General features: G+C 50.5%; 18 protein-coding genes and 1 pseudogene. 7 read left to right on the top strand and 12 right to left on the bottom strand.

Going from position 1 to position 20,054, the window contains the following annotated elements:
- Window positions 1-1,836, bottom strand: coding sequence for an ATP-binding protein (locus FEK42_RS17655; protein WP_138211904.1), 1,836 nt, complete (start codon window positions 1,834-1,836; stop codon window positions 1-3).
- 434 nt (window positions 1,837-2,270) lie between these two features.
- The gene (fdhD, locus tag FEK42_RS17650) at window positions 2,271-3,107 is read right to left on the bottom strand and encodes a formate dehydrogenase accessory sulfurtransferase FdhD (RefSeq protein WP_135493130.1); all 837 of its coding nucleotides are present in this window, start codon (window positions 3,105-3,107) and stop codon (window positions 2,271-2,273) included.
- A gap of 193 nt (window positions 3,108-3,300) precedes the next feature.
- Between fdhD and fdnG the strand changes: the two genes are divergently transcribed.
- From fdnG to fdhE, 4 genes are read left to right on the top strand one after another with little or no spacing between them, the layout of a single operon-like run.
- A complete protein-coding gene (fdnG, locus tag FEK42_RS17645) occupies window positions 3,301-6,351 on the top strand; it encodes a formate dehydrogenase-N subunit alpha (RefSeq protein ID WP_130209998.1) in 3,051 nt (1,016 codons plus the stop codon).
- A gap of 12 nt (window positions 6,352-6,363) precedes the next feature.
- A complete protein-coding gene (gene fdoH / locus FEK42_RS17640) occupies window positions 6,364-7,266 on the top strand; it encodes a formate dehydrogenase O subunit beta (RefSeq protein ID WP_000331381.1) in 903 nt (300 codons plus the stop codon).
- A complete protein-coding gene (gene fdoI, locus FEK42_RS17635; RefSeq protein ID WP_130209996.1) occupies window positions 7,263-7,898 on the top strand; it encodes a formate dehydrogenase cytochrome b556 subunit in 636 nt (211 codons plus the stop codon). Before fdoH ends, fdoI begins: the two co-directional genes overlap by 4 nt.
- A complete protein-coding gene (fdhE, locus tag FEK42_RS17630) occupies window positions 7,895-8,824 on the top strand; it encodes a formate dehydrogenase accessory protein FdhE (RefSeq protein ID WP_000027708.1) in 930 nt (309 codons plus the stop codon). The genes fdoI and fdhE overlap by 4 nt, the downstream gene beginning before the upstream one ends.
- Window positions 8,825-9,037: 213 nt before the next feature.
- On the opposite strand, the gene FEK42_RS17625 is transcribed toward fdhE, so the two are convergent.
- A complete protein-coding gene (locus FEK42_RS17625) occupies window positions 9,038-9,256 on the bottom strand; it encodes a CopG family transcriptional regulator (RefSeq protein ID WP_130209994.1) in 219 nt (72 codons plus the stop codon).
- Between the two features lie 202 nt (window positions 9,257-9,458).
- Here FEK42_RS17625 and FEK42_RS17620 point away from each other — a divergent pair, with 202 nt between their 5' ends.
- The 3 genes from FEK42_RS17620 (at window position 9,459) to FEK42_RS17610 (ending at window position 11,224) form a co-directional block, all read left to right on the top strand.
- On the top strand, window positions 9,459-10,367 hold the full coding sequence (locus FEK42_RS17620) for an alpha/beta hydrolase (RefSeq protein ID WP_135493131.1): 909 nt from the start codon (window positions 9,459-9,461) through the stop codon (window positions 10,365-10,367).
- A 94-nt stretch (window positions 10,368-10,461) separates the two neighbouring features.
- Window positions 10,462-10,812, top strand: a complete 351-nt coding sequence (locus FEK42_RS17615) for a type II toxin-antitoxin system HigB family toxin (RefSeq protein WP_130209990.1) — start codon at window positions 10,462-10,464, stop codon at window positions 10,810-10,812.
- The gene (locus FEK42_RS17610; protein WP_135493132.1) at window positions 10,769-11,224 is read left to right on the top strand and encodes a helix-turn-helix domain-containing protein; all 456 of its coding nucleotides are present in this window, start codon (window positions 10,769-10,771) and stop codon (window positions 11,222-11,224) included. Before FEK42_RS17615 ends, FEK42_RS17610 begins: the two co-directional genes overlap by 44 nt.
- 7 nt (window positions 11,225-11,231) lie before the next feature.
- Here FEK42_RS17610 and fabY read toward each other — a convergent pair whose 3' ends face one another.
- The 9 genes and pseudogenes from fabY to typA all read right to left on the bottom strand — a co-directional run bounded on the left by fabY (window position 11,232) and on the right by typA (window position 19,700).
- Window positions 11,232-12,173 (bottom strand): fatty acid biosynthesis protein FabY, encoded by a 942-nt coding sequence (gene fabY / locus FEK42_RS17605; RefSeq protein WP_001297068.1) that lies wholly within the window; start codon window positions 12,171-12,173, stop codon window positions 11,232-11,234.
- A 44-nt stretch (window positions 12,174-12,217) separates the two neighbouring features.
- A complete protein-coding gene (dtd, locus tag FEK42_RS17600) occupies window positions 12,218-12,655 on the bottom strand; it encodes a D-aminoacyl-tRNA deacylase (RefSeq protein ID WP_000560983.1) in 438 nt (145 codons plus the stop codon).
- Window positions 12,652-13,524: a virulence factor BrkB family protein gene (locus FEK42_RS17595; RefSeq protein WP_130209986.1), complete on the bottom strand. Its 873-nt coding sequence runs from the start codon at window positions 13,522-13,524 to the stop codon at window positions 12,652-12,654. Before FEK42_RS17595 ends, dtd begins: the two co-directional genes overlap by 4 nt.
- On the bottom strand, window positions 13,518-14,117 hold the full coding sequence (yihX, locus tag FEK42_RS17590) for a glucose-1-phosphatase (RefSeq protein ID WP_130209984.1): 600 nt from the start codon (window positions 14,115-14,117) through the stop codon (window positions 13,518-13,520). Before yihX ends, FEK42_RS17595 begins: the two co-directional genes overlap by 7 nt.
- A gap of 139 nt (window positions 14,118-14,256) precedes the next feature.
- Window positions 14,257-14,491 (bottom strand): annotated as a pseudogene (locus FEK42_RS17585) (aldose 1-epimerase); the annotation flags it as partial.
- Window positions 14,492-14,594: 103 nt separating this feature from the next.
- Window positions 14,595-15,860 (bottom strand): MFS transporter, encoded by a 1,266-nt coding sequence (locus FEK42_RS17580; protein WP_138211903.1) that lies wholly within the window; start codon window positions 15,858-15,860, stop codon window positions 14,595-14,597.
- Window positions 15,861-15,961: 101 nt separating this feature from the next.
- The gene (locus tag FEK42_RS17575; protein WP_135493133.1) at window positions 15,962-16,942 is read right to left on the bottom strand and encodes a TIM barrel protein; all 981 of its coding nucleotides are present in this window, start codon (window positions 16,940-16,942) and stop codon (window positions 15,962-15,964) included.
- 7 nt (window positions 16,943-16,949) lie between these two features.
- Window positions 16,950-17,660, bottom strand: coding sequence for a GntR family transcriptional regulator (locus FEK42_RS17570; RefSeq protein WP_000147433.1), 711 nt, complete (start codon window positions 17,658-17,660; stop codon window positions 16,950-16,952).
- Between the two features lie 216 nt (window positions 17,661-17,876).
- Complete coding sequence (gene typA, locus FEK42_RS17565; protein ID WP_001514692.1) at window positions 17,877-19,700, bottom strand: ribosome-dependent GTPase TypA; 1,824 nt, start codon at window positions 19,698-19,700, stop codon at window positions 17,877-17,879.
- Between the last annotated feature and the right edge of the window lie 354 nt (window positions 19,701-20,054).

Here is a 20,054-nt window from a genome sequence, read left to right as displayed (position 1 = left end):
TTATTTTCCTTGATTAATTAAAACGGGAATAACCTGAGTAAAATCTTCCAGTGCCTGATGTAAATCCCACTGCTGTTCTTTATTGCCGCTGGAGCACAAAATCACTTTCAGCGATTTTAATAACCGTAATGCTGCCGCGGGCTGCTGATGCTGTTGTAAGGCCGTCACCAGTTGCATGACACAGGGGTTATTAAGATTGATATACAGACTTGAAGTTTTCGTTTTTTGGATTTGCGAGGTAAATTGCCGCGCCAGCATTAACGCTGCGGTACTGATGCGTTTATCTGCGTCATCCTGTTCGAGTATTTGTTTTAATTCTGCTTCGCGGTCTGGCGTGACCACGAGCGGTAAAACCGCTGGTTCGAAGCGGGAGATAATTAATTGCTCGCCATCGCAGAGATGCTCTTCCAGATAAGCCACCTGCTCTTCGGGTAATTCTGCCAGGCTGAACAACTGCTCATTACCTGTTTGTGTACCGACTTCGATAATCCGGCAGTGATATAACAGCGCCCAATGGCGTAAAAATGGCACCACCGCATAGCGATCGCCACGGGCTACAGGCCGTTGCAGAATATGGAACAACATCTCTTCAAAACCGCCGTCGCGACTTAACAGAATATGAATACTGTTATTAACGCGTAAATCCTTCGCCAGCAGCGCGCCTTTTGACGTTGGCACCTGCAAGCGATCTTTGAGCAAATCAAACAGGCGGTCATCACACAATGCCGCACCCAGCAACGCTTCGTTATGGCGCGCTAACACACGCCGCCAGATTTCTGGCTGGTTTTGTGCAAGATCGGACAAACCAGAGATCAGCGCCTCTTTTAACGCCTCCTGCACCGCGACCCAGGTTTCGTCCCGCTGGAGATCTTCCCTGCTCGCCGTCGGCGTCAGTTTCGATGACTCAATCACGCCGCCAATAAATCCGGCCCAGGGCGGTAACAATTCACGCGCTTCATCATCCAGTAACATACCGCGCAAAAACAACGACAGGTTGCGGTTATCGCTGGTGCCGTAGGTCGCGCCATCCTGAATCCATAAAATCCCGACCGCGTCGCTCATTCCCGCGGGCACCACCGGAATGGTGCAAATCGGTTCGAAGGAGGACTCAAACTGCGCGGCAAAGGCGAGATTTTTACGCTGTACTAGCGCACGGTGCATGGTTACGCCTTCGGGGGCAACTTCACGCCACGGTGGTTGAAGTTTATTTACCGGCTCGCTGGCATCGCCGACATAGACCGGTTCGTGCAGCAATATGCAGTAGCGGGAAAGAACGCGGTTCAGCAAATTGTTACTCGCCAGATGGCTGTACTCTTCTTTGAGCGTCAGAATCACCTGCGTACCCGTTTCCGAGGACTGATGCGGCGTAACGGTATATTTTTGCCCGTCAGTAGAGTGGTATTTCCAGCTCTGATCCGGCGTTTGCCAGGATGTGGTCAACACCGTAACCTCTTTAGCCAGCACAAAGGCCGACAAAAAACCGAGGCCGAACATACCAATTAAACCGGTGTTGTCATCCTGCTGGCGCAACATTCGGGTATAACCCACGCCCACTGTCGCCAGGAAGCCGTGTATTTCGCTTTCTGTCAGACCCGCGCCGGTATCGGTAATGGTGATGGTGGACTTCGCCACGTCAGCCACCACACGAATTTGGTTATCCTTTGGCGCATCGGGCTGCTCAATCCTGCGGCGCACAATCGCATCATGGCCGTTCTGCACCAGCTCGCGCACGGCAACCACGGGTGTGGAGTAAAGATGCTTACTGAGCACCTCAATTAAGCCGTTTAAATTAACTTCTGTAGAATATGAACTGCCAGGTAACTGTAATGTACTCATTTTTCAATACTCATAATCCATCACCTACTATTGAAAATACATTGCTGTTTTTACAACCGGTGCAAGGTTTGTTATTTTCATTCACGCATCGGAAACATTTATTTATTGACGCGATGATTAAAACAAAATGTTTTATATAAATAATGATTAATTCTTAAAGGATTAATGCGACTGGAGTATATCGATATAAACCGAAGTTAACGAGATAATTTCTTGTGGTGAAATATTATTTATACTCTAAATAATTCAAGTTGCAGGAAGGCGATAAGCGAGTGAATCCCCAGGAGCTTACTAAAGTAAGTGACTGGGGTGAACGAACGCAGTCGCAGCACATGCAACTTGAAGTATGACGAGTATAAATGCTGAATAATATATTGAGGATGATTTAATAGAAAAATAAAACCGCAATCCAGAATCAGAATTGCGGTATTTCTTTAATTATGAATCAAACGCTGCGGATGGGTATAAACCGTTGCCCGACCCGGTTTACAAAAGCCCACCAGCGTCAGATTACAGCGTTCAGCCACTTCTACGGCCAGTGTGGTCGCGGCAGACACCGCAAACAAAATCTCTACGCCACACATCGCCGACTTTTGCACCATTTCATAACTGGCACGACTGGAAACCAGCACCGCACCTTGCTGCCAGCTTTCACCTTCTTGCGCCCGGCGGCCTAACAGTTTATCCAGCGCCACATGGCGGCCCACGTCTTCATGTCCGCCTGCCAGTTCGCCAGATGGCAACATCCAGGCGGCGGCGTGGGTACAACCGGTCAGTTGCCCCACTGGCTGGAAATCATTGAGATGACGTAATGCATCATCCAGTTTGTTGAGATCAAACGTCTGGGTGAACGGCAGCGGCTTCACCGGTTTTCCGATGTCGTTAAGCTGTTCCACGCCGCATACACCACAGCCCGTGCGCCCCGCCAGCGCCCGACGACGCTCTTTCAACCCCATAAAGCGGCGACTGGAAAGTTCGATTTGCACTTCCAGACCATTACAGGAAGGAACAACATCCATGCCGAAGATATCGCGCGGACTTTCGATAATCCCCTCGGAAAGCGAAAAACCGAGCGCAAACAGTTCAAGGTCTTTGGGCGATGCCATCATCACCACATGCGAAATACCGTTGTAGACCAGCGCAACGGGAACTTCTTCCGCCACCTCATCTAACCGTGGGTGTTGTAAATCGTCACGCCGCCATAACTCAATTTGACGAACACCTGTGATATTTGTCACATTTTTGGTTTCTTTTTGCTGTGTTTTTTTCACTTTCTCTTAACCAGATAAGAACACACACACCAACATTATGGTATTCTGTTACAAACCCTTCCTGGATGGAGGGAAATTGAGCCAATTCTGGACCTTTGCGGCCCCTTCCGCAAAGAAAAATAACTCCCACTCCCTGCACACGCAGCAAGCGAATGTAAATGGGACGTGACAATGTCGAAACAAGGAGCAATCCATGCAGGTCAGCAGAAGGCAGTTCTTTAAGATCTGCGCTGGCGGTATGGCAGGCACCACGGCAGCGGCACTGGGTTTTGCACCCAGCGTAGCACTCGCGGAAACCCGGCAGTATAAACTGCTGCGCACCCGCGAAACCCGTAATACCTGCACCTATTGTTCCGTAGGCTGTGGGCTGTTGATGTACAGCCTCGGTGACGGAGCAAAAAACGCCAAAGCATCTATCTTCCATATCGAAGGCGATCCGGATCACCCGGTCAACCGCGGTGCACTTTGTCCGAAAGGCGCTGGCCTGGTGGATTTCATCCACTCCGAAAGCCGTCTGAAGTTCCCGGAATACCGTGCGCCAGGTTCTGATAAATGGCAGCAAATCAGTTGGGAAGAGGCGTTTGATCGCATCGCCAAACTGATGAAAGAAGACCGCGATGCTAACTACATTGCGCAAAACGCCGAAGGCGTGACTGTTAACCGCTGGCTCTCCACCGGGATGCTGTGTGCTTCCGCGTCGAGTAACGAAACCGGCTATTTAACGCAAAAATTCTCCCGCGCGCTGGGTATGCTCGCGGTCGACAACCAGGCGCGTGTCTGACACGGACCAACGGTAGCAAGTCTTGCTCCAACATTTGGTCGCGGTGCGATGACCAACCACTGGGTCGACATCAAGAACGCCAACCTCGTCGTGGTGATGGGCGGTAACGCCGCTGAAGCTCACCCGGTAGGGTTCCGCTGGGCGATGGAAGCCAAAATTCACAACGGCGCGAAGCTGATTGTGATCGATCCTCGCTTTACGCGTACGGCGGCGGTGGCTGACTACTATGCCCCTATTCGTTCCGGTACTGACATTGCTTTCCTGTCAGGCGTATTGCTGTACCTGCTGAACAATGAAAAATTCAACCGCGAATACACCGAAGCCTATACCAACGCCAGCCTGATCGTGCGTGAGGATTACGGCTTTGAAGATGGCCTGTTCACCGGCTACGACGCGGAAAAACGCAAGTACGATAAATCCAGCTGGACCTACGAACTGGACGAAAACGGCTTCGCCAAACGCGATACCACGCTGCAACATCCGCGCTGCGTGTGGAACTTGCTGAAACAGCACGTTTCCCGCTACACGCCAGATGTGGTTGAAAACATCTGTGGTACGCCAAAAGACGCGTTCCTGAAAGTCTGCGAATATATCGCCGAAACCAGTGCTCACGATAAAACTGCCTCGTTCCTCTACGCGCTCGGCTGGACGCAACACTCCGTTGGCGCGCAAAACATTCGTACGATGGCGATGATCCAGCTGCTACTCGGCAATATGGGCATGGCAGGCGGCGGCGTTAACGCCCTGCGCGGTCACTCCAACATTCAGGGGCTGACGGACCTGGGGCTGCTGTCGCAGAGCCTGCCAGGTTACATGACGCTGCCAAGCGAGAAGCAGACTGATCTGCAAACCTACCTCGCCGCCAGCACGCCGAAACCGCTGCTGGAAGGACAGGTTAACTACTGGAGCAACTACCCGAAATTCTTCGTCTCCATGATGAAGGCCTTCTTTGGTGATAAAGCAACGGCGGAAAATAGCTGGGGCTTTGACTGGTTGCCGAAGTGGGATAAAGGCTACGACGTCCTGCAATACTTCGAGATGATGAAAGAGGGCAAGGTCAATGGCTATATCTGCCAGGGCTTTAACCCGGTTGCCTCATTCCCGAACAAAAACAAAGTGATCGGTTGTCTGTCGAAACTGAAGTTCCTCGTGACCATCGACCCACTGAATACTGAAACCTCCAACTTCTGGCAGAACCACGGTGAGCTGAACGAAGTTGACTCGTCGAAGATCCAGACCGAAGTGTTCCGTCTGCCATCGACCTGCTTCGCGGAAGAGAACGGTTCAATCGTTAACTCCGGTCGCTGGTTGCAGTGGCACTGGAAAGGTGCGGACGCCCCGGGGATTGCGCTGACTGACGGCGAGATCCTCTCCGGTATCTTCCTGCGCTTGCGCAAGATGTATGCCGAACAGGGTGGCGCGAACCCGGACCAGGTGCTGAACATGACCTGGAACTACGCCATTCCGCATGAGCCATCTTCAGAAGAAGTGGCGATGGAGAGTAACGGTAAGGCGCTGGCCGATATTACCGATCCGGCAACCGGTGCGGTTATCGTCAAGAAAGGCCAACAACTTAGCTCGTTCGCCCAACTGCGCGATGACGGTACGACCTCCTGTGGCTGCTGGATTTTCGCCGGTAGCTGGACGCCAGAAGGCAACCAGATGGCGCGTCGTGATAACGCCGATCCGTCTGGCCTCGGTAACACGCTGGGCTGGGCATGGGCATGGCCGCTTAACCGCCGCATTCTGTATAACCGCGCCTCCGCAGACCCGCAGGGTAACCCGTGGGATCCGAAGCGTCAGTTGCTGAAATGGGACGGCACTAAGTGGACCGGCTGGGATATTCCGGACTACAGCGCAGCGCCTCCGGGCAGTGGCGTCGGGCCGTTTATCATGCAGCAGGAAGGCATGGGACGTCTGTTTGCCCTCGATAAGATGGCGGAAGGTCCGTTCCCGGAACACTACGAGCCGTTTGAAACGCCGCTGGGAACTAACCCACTGCATCCAAACGTTATCTCGAACCCGGCTGCGCGTATCTTTAAAGACGACGCCGAAGCTCTGGGTAAAGCCGATAAGTTCCCATATGTCGGAACCACCTATCGTCTGACCGAGCACTTCCACTACTGGACCAAACACGCGCTGTTGAACGCGATTTTGCAGCCAGAGCAGTTTGTGGAAATCGGTGAGTCGCTGGCGAATAAACTTGGCATTGCCCAGGGCGATACCGTGAAAGTCTCCTCCAACCGTGGCTATATCAAAGCCAAAGCGGTGGTGACCAAACGTATTCGCACGCTGAAAGCGAACGGCAAAGATATCGATACCATCGGTATTCCAATTCACTGGGGCTATGAAGGCGTTGCAAAAAAAGGCTTTATTGCCAATACGTTAACGCCATTCGTTGGTGATGCGAACACGCAGACGCCGGAGTTTAAGTCCTTCCTTGTGAATGTGGAAAAGGTATAACGGAGACGACATATGGCTTATCAATCGCAAGACATTATTCGTCGCTCCGCGACTAACGGTCTGACCCCCGCGCCTCAGGCGCGGGACTTCCAGGAAGAAGTGGCGAAACTCATCGACGTAACCACCTGCATCGGCTGTAAAGCCTGTCAGGTGGCGTGTTCAGAGTGGAACGACATTCGCGATACCGTCGGCAATAACATTGGGGTGTACGACAACCCCAATGATTTAAGCGCCAAATCGTGGACGGTAATGCGCTTCTCGGAAGTGGAGCAGAACGACAAACTGGAATGGCTGATCCGCAAAGACGGCTGTATGCACTGTTCCGATCCAGGCTGCCTGAAAGCGTGCCCGGCGGAAGGGGCAATTATTCAGTATGCCAACGGTATCGTCGACTTCCAGTCCGAGCAGTGCATTGGCTGCGGTTATTGCATTGCGGGCTGCCCGTTCGATATTCCGCGCCTCAACCCGGAAGACAACCGCGTCTACAAATGTACGCTGTGCGTTGACCGAGTGGTGGTTGGGCAAGAGCCGGCCTGCGTGAAAACCTGCCCGACGGGTGCGATTCACTTCGGTACGAAAGAGTCGATGAAAACGCTGGCGAGCGAGCGCGTGGCTGAGCTGAAAACCCGTGGTTACGACAATGCGGGTCTGTATGATCCGGCTGGCGTTGGTGGTACACACGTCATGTACGTGCTGCACCATGCTGACAAGCCGAATCTGTATCATGGCTTGCCGGAGAACCCGGAAATCAGCCAAACCGTGAAATTCTGGAAAGGCATCTGGAAACCGCTCGCGGCTGTTGGCTTTGCGGCTACCTTTGCGGCCAGTATCTTCCACTACGTGGGTGTCGGTCCGAACCGTGCGGATGAGGAAGAGAACAATCTGCACGAAGAGAAAGACGAGGAGCGCAAATGAAACGACGTGACACCATCGTGCGCTACACCGCGCCGGAACGTATCAACCACTGGGTCACCGCCTTCTGTTTCATCCTGGCGGCGGTGAGCGGGCTGGGGTTTTTCTTCCCCTCCTTCAACTGGTTGATGCAAATCATGGGCACACCGCAGCTGGCGCGCATTCTGCACCCGTTTGTCGGCGTGGTTATGTTTGCCTCGTTCATCATCATGTTTTTCCGTTACTGGCATCACAACCTAATCAATCGGGATGATATCTTTTGGGCGAAGAATATTCGTAAGATCGTCGTCAACGAGGAAGTAGGTGACACCGGGCGTTATAACTTCGGTCAGAAATGCGTTTTCTGGGCGGCGATTATTTTCCTGGTCCTGCTGCTGGTGAGCGGCGTGATTATCTGGCGTCCTTATTTTGCGCCTGCTTTCTCAATCCCGGTGATCCGATTCGCGTTAATGCTGCATTCATTTGCCGCAGTGGCGTTAATTGTGGTTATCATGGTGCATATCTACGCCGCCCTTTGGGTGAAAGGCACGATTACCGCCATGGTGGAAGGATGGGTTACCAGCGCCTGGGCGAAGAAACATCACCCGCGCTGGTACCGTGAGGTCCGCAAGACAACGGAAAAGAAAGCTGAATGAGTATTCGCATAATCCCGCAAGATGAGCTGGGTTCGAGCGAGAAACGTACGGCGGATATGATTCCGCCGTTATTGTTCCCTCGGCTCAAAAATTTATACAACCGCCGCGCCGAGCGTCTGCGCGAGCTGGCAGAAAATAATCCGCTGGGTGATTACCTGCGCTTTGCTGCGCTTATCGCCCACGCCCAGGAAGTGGTGCTGTACGACCATCCGCTGGAGATGGATCTGACCGCGCGCATTAAAGAAGCCAGCGCACAGGGCAAGCCACCGCTGGATATTCACGTTCTGCCGCGTGATAAGCACTGGCAAAAACTGCTGATGGCGCTGATTGCTGAACTGAAACCTGAAATGAGCGGCCCGGCGCTGGCGGTGATTGAGAATCTGGAGAAGGCATCGACCCAGGAGCTGGAAGATATGGCCAGCGCACTGTTTGCCTCTGATTTCTCTTCCGTCAGCAGCGATAAAGCGCCGTTTATCTGGGCTGCACTGTCGCTCTACTGGGCGCAGATGGCCAATCTGATCCCCGGCAAAGCCCGCGCTGAATACGGCGAACAGCGTCAATATTGCCCGGTTTGTGGTTCTATGCCGGTGTCCAGCATGGTGCAAATTGGCACCACTCAGGGGCTGCGTTACCTGCACTGCAACCTGTGTGAAACCGAATGGCACGTGGTGCGCGTAAAATGCAGCAACTGCGAGCAGAGCGGCAAACTGCATTACTGGTCGCTGGATGACGAACAGGCCGCGATTAAAGCCGAAAGCTGCGATGACTGCGGCACTTACCTGAAGATTCTTTATCAGGAAAAAGAGCCGAAAGTTGAAGCCGTGGCAGATGACCTCGCCTCTCTGGTACTGGACGCGCGAATGGAGCAAGAAGGCTACGCCCGCAGTTCCATTAACCCGTTCCTGTTTCCGGGTGAAGGGGAGTAATCTCTGACGTTTTCCGGGTGGCGCTGGTCGCCCGGATTACAGCTCATAGGGTGTGACGACACCGCTATTCCCGCAAAATCTCTCGTATTTTGCGAGGCGTTTTCCAGATATGATGTAACAGTTGCAGTTATTATAAGTTCAGGTAAAACAATCTTGTATTAATACCAGAATAAGGGCATCTGGTTTTTTATATTCAAGAATAAAATATTTTTGTCATTCCTTATGCTCCTTACACTGATCATCAACACCTACTGTCTCACACCTTTGCCTGCCACCCTTTGCTTTACGCACCGGGAATTGCTGCCGCTCCAGATATTGCTCTACCGCTTCGCGTAAAATTGCAGATCGTGAAACCTTACGCCAGCCCCTGAGTTTATTCAGCCGTTTAATTGCCTCTTCTGATAAATGAAGAAAAACCGTATTCATCGCCATTGCCACCACCTTACATATATTACTCATTAATGTATGTGCGAAAATTACGCCGGAAAATCATTAAAAAAAAGCGGATTTTTGCATGTTGTTTTGTTTTTGCGAGACGCTTTCCAGATTTTTCACGCCCGTGAATTTCCCTGTATCCATCCAGCAAAAACGGGCGTATAAAGCTGTACATTCATACAGCAAAACGAATTCTACTATGGCACTGGAAAAAGGAATTGCAGAGTTAGTCGCAGAGTTTATCGCTGCGGGTCGCCCCTCATCGCGTCAACAAAGTATTGCGCAACGCAGGGAGGGCTATATCGCCAGCGCTGTCCTTGCGGGTGAGACAGAAACGCGGGTAGATATTCAGACTATCGAACTTGAAGGGATGACCTTACGAATAGTGTCACCGCTGAATGCCCCGACATTACTCCCGACGATAATTTATTACTACGGTGGCTGTTTTGTTAGCGGCGGGTTCGCAACTCACGACAACCAACTGCGCCAGTTAGCCTATTACGGGCAATGTCGGGTTATTGCCGTCCAGTATCGGCTGGCACCGGAACATACTTTCCCCGCCGCCCATGATGATGCGCAACGAGGTGCAGAATTAGTCTGGCAGCACGCCGAACAACTCGGCGTTGATAAACAACGGATAACCCTTGCAGGCGACAGCGCAGGTGGGCATCTGGCGCTGGTGACCGCTTTGCGATTAAAGCGTGCTGGCGAGTGGCAACCGGCACAACTCATTTTAATTTATCCCATGCTTGATGCGACTGCGCATTTCGAAAGCTATATCCGCAATGGTCACGATTACATCATTACACGCGATACTCTACTGAGCGGCTTTGAGATGTACCTGCCAGATATTGATCGCAAGCATCCTGAAGCCAGTCCTCTATGGCGCGATGATTTTAATGGCTTGCCGACTGTTCATATCATTACCGCAGAATATGATCCGCTTTGTGATGAAGGCGAAGCGTTGTATCACCACATGACCGAGCAAGGAGTGCAATGTACCTGCCAACGCTACCCTGGCGTTATCCACGGATTTTTTCAGTTAGGTGGTATCAGCGAGGCCGCGCGTACGGCGCTACGGGATGTGGCCTGGAGAGCGGGAAGGTAGCTCCGGATTCAGATAAAAATTATTTTCAACTTGAAAACATCACAGGTCTGCCTTACAGTGTTTTCAGGTTGAAAACTCGTAATGGAATTACACCATGCATGTTATCAGCCACAAGCCTTTTAACGAGGCGATAAAACGTTTTCCACTTTATGAAGATGCCCTTATTGATTTATTAAATCTTCTTGAAAAAACAACGTTTAGCGATCCGGGTGAGATGAAAAGATATATTTCCTCTCTGGATAACTTTAAGTACAGAGATAAATGGTGGGTGATTAATATTGCAGGCAATCATTTACGACTTATAGCCTATATAGATTTCAGGCTCCAAAAATGTTTTGTCAAACATATTGTTACCCACAATGAATACGACCGACTCACCACCTGGTATCGGAGCCATAAAAATGAGAACACATCACACACCAGCAGAAGACTCGGCCAATTTTGAAACGCTCGTCAGTACCTTCGCCCACGCAGTAAAAGGCATCCCATTATGTGGCCCTAAAGCAGATCAAGAGGAATACCATAATGCGCTGAAACTGATCGAGTTTTTAGTCGATCGTGACGATCTGGAAAACCCTTTATTTGAATTGCTCAGCGCGCGGATCCGCAAATATGAAAATAACGCTCCGGAATTTCAGCATTTCAATCAGCGGTTAGCATCGACCCCACGCGGCGTAAGTCTGTTACGGATCCTCATGGATCAACATGGGCTTAAGGCGGCTGATTTGGCACAAGAACTTGGCTCTAAATCCAATGTGAGTAATATTCTTAATGGTCGCCGGGCGCTCACCGTTCGTCATATCAAGGCGTTAAGCGAGCGTTTTAATCTCCCGGCTGAAGCGTTTATTGATGGGTAAAACGCCCCTACTCTTCTTCGTTCCCGCCCTCTTCATACGGGCCAAATGGCTTCGCGGGCAGAACGATATACGTGCCTTCAAACACTGCACCCGGCGTCTCATCGCCAAAGATTTCGACCTGCATCTGCACGCGCGCTTTTCGTCCGCGCGCCAGACGGTCAAGATCGCCGCTTAACGCACCAAGGTCGGCTACCGCATGGGGTTTGCCGCTAATCGGCTTGCTGTAGCGGATATGCGCATCGGCAAGAATAATCGTTCCGCCGAGATGGCGTTCGCGCAGCATCAACCAGATTAGCCCCCAACCGGTGAGCGTTGCCAGAGAGAATAAACTCCCGGCAAACAACGTATGGTGCGGATTCTGATTGCCGGTTTCCGGCATGGTGGTGATAAATTTTTGCCCGGTATATTGCTGAATGCGCACGCCCATTTTTTCACTCAGCGGGATATGTTCGTACCACGCTTGTTGCAACTGCGCGCACCAGTCGCCGCGATGCAGAATGTCATCCAGAGTGGCGACGGGTTTAATCATCAAAAAATGGCGGATTGGCGTGGTGGTTGGAGTGGTGATCTCTCCCTGATTGACAAACCCCAGCTTGGCAAAAAACTCTACTGCGTCTTCACGGGCGCTACAGGTCACGCGCTTAACGCCTTCCTGGCGCGCTACAGACTCCAGGGTCATCGCCATCAGCGTTCCCAGCCCTTTGTCCTGCACGTCGGGATGAACGGCCATAAAGCGAATGGACGCTTCGTTATCGGCATTAATATACAGCCGCCCTACTGCCACCAGATTACCCTGCTCGTCGACGACCATCTGGTGATGCGCCATCGCATCCCACGCGTCGCGTTCCGAACCTTTTGGTTGATGCAGGGGTTTACGCAACATCTCCCAGCGGAACTGATAGTAGCGCTCTAATTCTTCTTCTGTTTGTGGAACCCGAAGGTGATACATAGCGATACTCTCTCTTGTTTCCCGTGACACCCCTGGAAGCTGGCTCATACCTGCAACCAGAATGTCACGGGACCATCATTGACCAGCGATACCTGCATATCCGCAGCGAAGCGTCCTGTTTGCGTGTTCATCTCCTGCTGACGGCAGCGTTCGACGAAATAGTCATATAACGCCTCTGCGCGATCCGGTGATGCGCCTTTGGAGAAGCTTGGGCGCATCCCTCGTTCGGTATCTGCGGCAAGGGTAAACTGGGAAACTACCAGCACACTGCCGCCCGCCTGTTGCACGTTGAGATTCATCTTGCCTTCGGCATCGCTGAAGATACGATAGCCGAGCACACGCTCGCACAGACGGTTTGCTTTCTGTTCGTCGTCATCCTTTTCGACACCCAATAACACCAAAAGTCCCGCGCCAATTTCGCCCGTCACTTCTCCCTCCACGGTGACGCTGGCACGGGTTACGCGTTGAATTAATGCAATCATGGTTCGTCGTCTTCTTCTTGTTCAGCTGCTTGTTTTAGTTTGCGGTATTCCCCGAGAGTGACAGTAATTTCCGCGCCAAGCAAGACGATACACCATGTCCAGTAGACCCAGACAAAGAGAATGGGTATCACCGCCAGCACGCCGTAAATGAGCTGATATGACGGGAACATGGTGATATAAAGCGCGAAACCTTTCTTTCCTGCTTCGAACAGGAGCGCAGCAACAAACGCGCCGACAATCGCGTCGCGGTTGGGTACGCGGATGGTGGGAACGATGCTGTAAAGCAACCAAAAGGAGATCCACGACAACAGCAGCGGAAAAATACGCAGCACATTGTCGATGACAGTATTGAGATCGCTCGCCCAGCGCAGGGAGAGCAGATAGGAACTGATCGCCAGACTGGCCCCTGCCAGCAGCGGCCCTAACGTCAGGATCATCCAGTACACAGCAAAAGAGTAAATTTTTGGCCGTACCCGTTTACTTCGCCAGATGGCATTCAATGCGCTATCAATGGAATACATCAACAATAACGCCGTGACGATCAGGCCACATGCCCCGACGGCGGTCATCTTGTTGGAATTGGCAACAAACTGTTCAATATATTGCTGGATAACGTCGCCAGTGGCAGGCAGAAAGTTGGCAAAAATAAAGTGACGCAACTGAATGCTGACGTCGGAAAACATGGGAAAAGCGGCGAAAAGCGCAAAAACAACGGCAACCAGCGGCACTAATGAGAGCAACGACACATAGGCAAGATTACCTGCCAGGGTGGTCATGTTGTCCTCATTAATGCGTTGCCAGAGTAGTTTCAGCCAGGCCCATAGCGGACGGGTACGATACCTGGCTTTTTCATGGATGGTTTTTAGCATAACACCTTCGCGAAATAGTCCGGGATGGTGGTTTTATCTTTCACCAGAATACTGGTAATGCCTAGCTGATTTGCTCCTTCTATATTATCGGCGTTATCGTCGAAAAAGACTGTATCGCTGGGTGAAAAACCTTCCACCTGTAAAACATGCTGGTAAATTCGTGCTTCAGGTTTGCGCATGCCCAGATCTTGCGAAAGATAGATATGGTCAGCAGCATCACGGATTTCCGGGTATTCCTCCGGCCAGAAGGTGGTATGCAGGCGGTTGGTATTGGAAAGCACCACCACGCGATGCCCCTGCTCACGCAGTTTATGCATGATGGCGATCACTTCCGGGCGCAGCGCGACAAACACCGCCTGCCAGCCGTGGGAGAACTGCTCGTAGCTTAGCGGTAGAGCCATCTCATGGCACATCGCCTCTGCGAACGCTTCGTCGCTAATTTCCCCGCGCTCATGCTGATGAAACGCCTCCCCCATATGAAAACTCTTCTTAAGCGATGCCAGCGGAATACGCGTTAAATCGCTCCAGGTTCCCAGCACACGGTTAAAGTCGATATCGACAATCACATTACCTAAATCAAAGATATAGAGCATTTTTGCCTCCTTTCTCGCCACAAGAAATTAACTGTAGCGGGAAAGGATGAGTTTGGCTATGCAGCAATAAGGGTAATCTTGTGACGCTGATTGCGAAAAAGCAGAGTAATTTCACTGGCTTTTTCGCAATAGATGATGGTTAAGATTCAGGCATAAATTGCCAATGGGTTTCAATGAGCAGTGGCTTATCTGGTGCCGCTAATTCCGGCGTTAGTTGCCTGGGTAAGTGGATTAACACAGGTGGCATCAGGCTGTTTATCAAATACCACCAGACTGTTTGCAGAAGAGGTCATGGTCATCGCGAGTTAACCAAGCCACCGTAACTTAACCTTCACCCCGTCATAAAAGACAAAACAGTCGTCCCAAGGGCCAGCTCAATCAGTCTGGTGCAAAAAATTTTGTTTTGCTGGATACGGGCTACGGTTGATAAGGCTGGTATTGTTTTCAATGGCCGGATTAAGCACATCCGGCCATTAATCAAGCTTCAGCCGTCAGCATCTCTTTCTTACGTTGACTAATTCGCTTAACCAGCATTACGGAAACCACCGCACCACAGAATGCGAAGCAGGCCATAATGCCAAACACGATTTTGTAGCCAATAATCCCCGGATTTAAATCCAGAATGTAGCCATACAGACTGAAGCAGAACATCGCCGGGGCGTAACCGATAAAGCTACCCAACGCCATCGCCGCGCCTGTTTTATTTTCAGCAATTTTTGCTTCGCCAATAGGTGCAAAAAATACGGCGCGCTGAGTAAAGACTATCGCACCAAAGCCCAGCGTACATGCCATCCCTAAATAGACCGGCATGCTTTCGTGCGGCAGCATAATCAACAGTACGAGCGCAGCGGTACTGATGATAAAGGTGTAGCATAGATATTTACTCGGTGATTTCAGGATCTTATCTGAAATCATGCCACCAATCGGTCCACCGATCATTTTCAGACAGTATTGGTTAATGATGCCGTAAGCCCCCACCAGCGCAACGGGTAGCAGATAGATGTTTTTCAGGAATGGAATGAAGAATGTCAGGCCACAGTAAACCGCGTAAACGAAGAAAACGTTGAAAGCGATAAGCCAAATGGTTTTGTCTCTCAGCACCGAGGTCATACTGGTGTTTTGCGATGCTTCGTCTTCTTTTTTCACCTCCACGGACGGTGCCTCTTCTTTGTCATTCAGTACAAAGAAAATGATAATGCCCACGGCAATCACAATAAGGGAATAGAACCAGATACCCGCTTTAAAGCCCAACAAGCCACTACCAAACCAGGTAAATACTGCCAACGCAGAAAATGCCACCACGGTATCAACAATGCCACGCCCTGTTTCGAAGAAGCCAAACAAACGACCTTGTTGTTCGCTATTGCCCAGTCGACTTACCGACTTGAGCAAGACCGGCCAGTTCATCATGTCGCAGGTAACGCCAAATAGCGCCCAGACAAAGAGGATGCCCCAATAACCTGGCATTGTCGTCAAATAAACACCCAGTAATCCCGTCGCAATGAGGGAGAATGACATGGTGTATCTGCGCGGTAGTTTATCGGCAAAATAAATAGACAGAAAAAAGCCCACTGTGGTGACAAATGAGTTTACCGACATAGCATTACCAATTTGACCATTAGTCAAATGGAAATATTCCTGCATCGGGATATAAAACGCATCTTTCAGCGACGGTAATTTATAAATTGTACCGCCACACAGTGTTAATAGACTAAATAACGCCCATTTCTTTTTCGTGAGCATAACATCCCCTAAGCGATTTTTAAAATCACTGTTTTAAAGGCAATAAGATATCGACCATTCTTATGGAATGGTTTTATTAACTGCGTATGAGTTAAAACTTATTAGTGGTTCAGAAGATGGCTTGCCTCTTGTTTGATTTGTTGTAGTACGTTACGCACATGATTTATCTGATTAATTGCATCATCTTTTTCTTTACGTAACCGCGCATCCAGTAAATGTTTTTCTGGCAACGGTGTTTCACTCATCTGGCGATAAGGGATCCACGGATTATCATCTTCGTCTTCAAAGCGGAACGCCGGAGCATAATAATCAACCTCTTCTTCCAGGCCATATGCCGTCACCTGCGGCTCATCATCGCCCAGGCAGATAAGGTGCGTTAATAACGCTTTGAATGGCATATCTCCCTGACCTGAAATACAGGCTTTATGGCCCAGACCACCCTGTTCTTTAACAATCAATGCATCTTTGATATGCACCTGGGTAATATGCGGCGCCATCGTTTTTAAAGCGTCCATGGGATGCTCATTTGCATTGATCATGTTCGCAAAATCAAACAGTAAGGAAAGAGATTCCATCTCACTTTCTTTGACCAGCGACACCAGCTCATGGCTTTTTAAATCTTCATGCTGCTCGATCGTAAAAGTCAGGCCGCTGTCCTGATACGTTTCCCGTACATAGGCAATATCGTTAGCGATGATAGATAATACGTCGCGCAAATTACCTTCATAACGTGGATAAAAACGTACGGACGATGCCCCGGTTTTCAACGCGATGGCGACGGCTTCGTCAATAGATGCCTTATCTGAGGCGCTAGTTTCAATATGAATATCAAGGTTCAGACGGCGGGCTTTATCACCAAAGGCAGAGAGTTCTTTATCGTCCATATTGCCAAGAGAAAAACGCTCGCCATCCAGAACATGAATTTTGACGCCCCGCAGATTATTTTCACTCGCGATATCAAGTAAATCAGCAGGCAATACTCTTTCCAGCCGCATATTTAAATGAAAGGCATAGGCATGTAAATAAAGAGGAAGAGTATCGACACGTTGTAGAATCTTTCTTGCGTTATTTGTTGTCACCATAAAACACCTACAGATTAATGATGAGGTCTACGGCCTCAAATCGCCAATATTCAATATCTATCTGGACAATATTGCCTTGCTGGTCGGCGCGATGCTTTTCAATTAAGATCGCAGGCATACCCGCAGAACCGCCAAGATACTTGCTGATATCGCCCGGCATTCTGACGGGTTTGAAAATCAATTTTTTTACTACCGTCTCTTTTTGGTAGCACTTTTCCCAGACTGCAGAAAATGAGTGGTTTTCAAGTTGTTCAATAAAACCTGGGGCAACTTCAGGATTAATATATGTTTCGTGATAGAAAACTTTATGTCCTTCCAGCGCCCCCCAGCCGGTAATACGATAGAGTTCGGTTGATGGCGTCACTGCAATCAGTGGCGCAAGCGTCTGGGGAATGTCGCTGGTACGGCTTTTCTCGGTAAACCCCCAGGAAGGTTCCCGCCCTTGCTCAATTGCGGCCCGCTGAAAGCTCGCCGACAGCTCCGGGCTGTAATTAAATCGCGGCTGAGTCACGAACCAACCTTTACGATCCTTACGGAAGATTTTGGATTCTGCCTCGAGGTTCAGCAACGCCTGGCGCAGCGTCATACGTTTAATGCCCAGTAGCTCTCCCAGCTCTCTTTCTGAAGGGAGTTTTCCACCCGGCGTGGTGATGCCATCTTTCAACCACCGATCCAGTTTCTCTTTTGCATTTTCTACGGTGGATTGATTTCCCGTCATTGTTTAATCCTTTTGGTTTAAACCAGATGAGGCATCTTACGCTTACGCCAAAAAAGAAAGCAATTAACGGCGTATGACTTTGCAGATAATTGTGACAAAGCTCTCTATTGACGTAACCACAGACTTATAAGGGAGATACTCGCATTGGTGAGCGCTCACGACAGGCAAAAAAAAACCTGCCATCGCTGGCAGGTTTTTTATGACTGAAAAGCGAAATTAATCGTCTTTCGGTGCGCGGTTGGCGCGACGACGATCGTTTTCCGTCAGGTGACGTTTACGAATACGGATAGAGGTCGGAGTCACTTCTACCAGTTCGTCATCATCGATGAACTCCAGAGCTTGCTCCAGAGTCATGCGGATAGGCGGAACCAGAACAACGGCTTCGTCAGTACCGGAAGCACGCATGTTGGTCAGTTTCTTACCGGTCAGGCAGTTTACAGTCAGGTCGTTAGAGCGGCTGTGAATACCGATAATCTGACCTTCGTAAACTTCTGCACCGTGACCGAGGAACAGCTTACCGCGATCCTGCAGACCGAACAGCGCGAACGCAACCGCTTTACCCTGACCGTTAGAGATCAGTACGCCGTTCTGACGCTGACCTACTTCACCCGGACGAACGTCGTCGTAGTGGCTGAAGGTGGAGTACAGCAGACCTGTACCGGAAGTCATGGTCATGAACTCAGAACGGAAGCCGATCAGACCACGGCTTGGGATCACGTAGTCGAGACGTACGCGGCCTTTACCGTCTGGATTCATGTTTTTCAGGTCGCCTTTACGTTCGCCCAGCGCCTGCATTACAGAACCCTGATGCTGTTCTTCAACGTCCAGAGTCACGTTTTCATACGGCTCTTGTTTACGACCGTCGATTTCACGGAAGATAACTTTCGGACGGGATACCGCCAGTTCGAAACCTTCACGACGCATGTTTTCGATCAGAACAGACAGGTGCAGTTCGCCACGACCAGAAACGCGGAACGCATCGGCGTCTTCGGTTTCTTCTACGCGCAGCGCAACGTTGTGTACCAGTTCTTTGTTCAGACGGTCCAGGATCTGACGAGACGTTACGAACTTACCTTCTTTACCGCAGAACGGCGAGGTGTTAACGCAGAAGAACATAGAAACGGTCGGCTCATCAACGGAGAGTGCCGGCAGCGCTTCAACGTTTTGCGTGTCGCAAACGGTGTCAGAAATGTTCAGTTCGCCAAGGCCCGTGATCGCCACGATATCGCCAGCTTCCGCCAGATCGGTTTCGATACGTTCCAGACCGAGGTGGCCCAGCACTTTACCGACTTTCGCGTTGCGGGTTTTGCCTTCGCTATCGATGATAGTGACCTGCTGGTTCGGCTTCACTTTACCGCGCTTGATGCGGCCAATGCCGATAACGCCAACATAGCTGTTGTAATCGAGCTGAGAAATCTGCATCTGGAACGGACCGTCAAGGTCTACGTCCGGTGCAGGAACGTGGTCAATAATCGCCTGATACAGCGGGGTCATGTCTTCCGCCATATCTTCGTGGTCCAGACCCGCGATACCGTTCAGCGCAGAAGCGTAAACGATCGGGAAGTCCAGCTGCTCGTCGGTCGCGTCGAGGTTAACGAACAGGTCGAATACCTGATCCACAACCCAGTCAGGACGCGCGCCAGGGCGGTCAACTTTGTTGATAACAACAATCGGCTTCAGGCCGTAAGCAAACGCTTTTTTGGTTACGAAGCGCGTTTGCGGCATCGGGCCGTCAAATGCGTCAACCACCAGCAGCACTGAGTCTACCATGGACATTACACGTTCAACTTCACCACCGAAGTCGGCGTGCCCCGGGGTATCAACGATATTGATACGGTAATCATTCCATTTGATAGCGGTGTTTTTCGCGAGGATGGTAATCCCACGCTCTTTCTCCAAATCGTTGGAGTCCATCACGCGCTCTTGGGTTTCGGCACGAGAGTCGAACGTACCGGATTGTTGGAGCAGCTTGTCTACCAGGGTGGTTTTACCATGGTCGACGTGCGCGATGATGGCGATATTACGCAATTTTTCGATCACAACTTTGCCTCAGGCATTAGAAATAGCGCGTTATTGTACACGGATTAATCGCACTACAAAACAGGATCACAAACATCCTCCGCAAACAAGTATTGCAGAGTCCCTTTGTGATCGCTTTCACGGAGCATAAAAAGGGTTATCCAAAGGTCATTGCACCAACATGGTGCTTAATGTTTCCATTGAAGCACTATATTGGTGCAACATTCACATCATGGTGCAGCCCTTTTGCACGATGTTAAGCATGATAACGCCTTTTAGGGGCAATTTAAAAGTTGGCACAGATTTCGCTTTATCTTTTTTACGGCGACACGGCCAAAATAATTGCAGATTTCGTTACCACGACGACAATGACCA

It is taken from the genome of Escherichia sp. E2748 (genome assembly GCF_005781125.1).
Lineage (GTDB): Bacteria > Pseudomonadota > Gammaproteobacteria > Enterobacterales > Enterobacteriaceae > Escherichia.
This window is presented reverse-complemented; position numbering and strand designations above follow the sequence as displayed.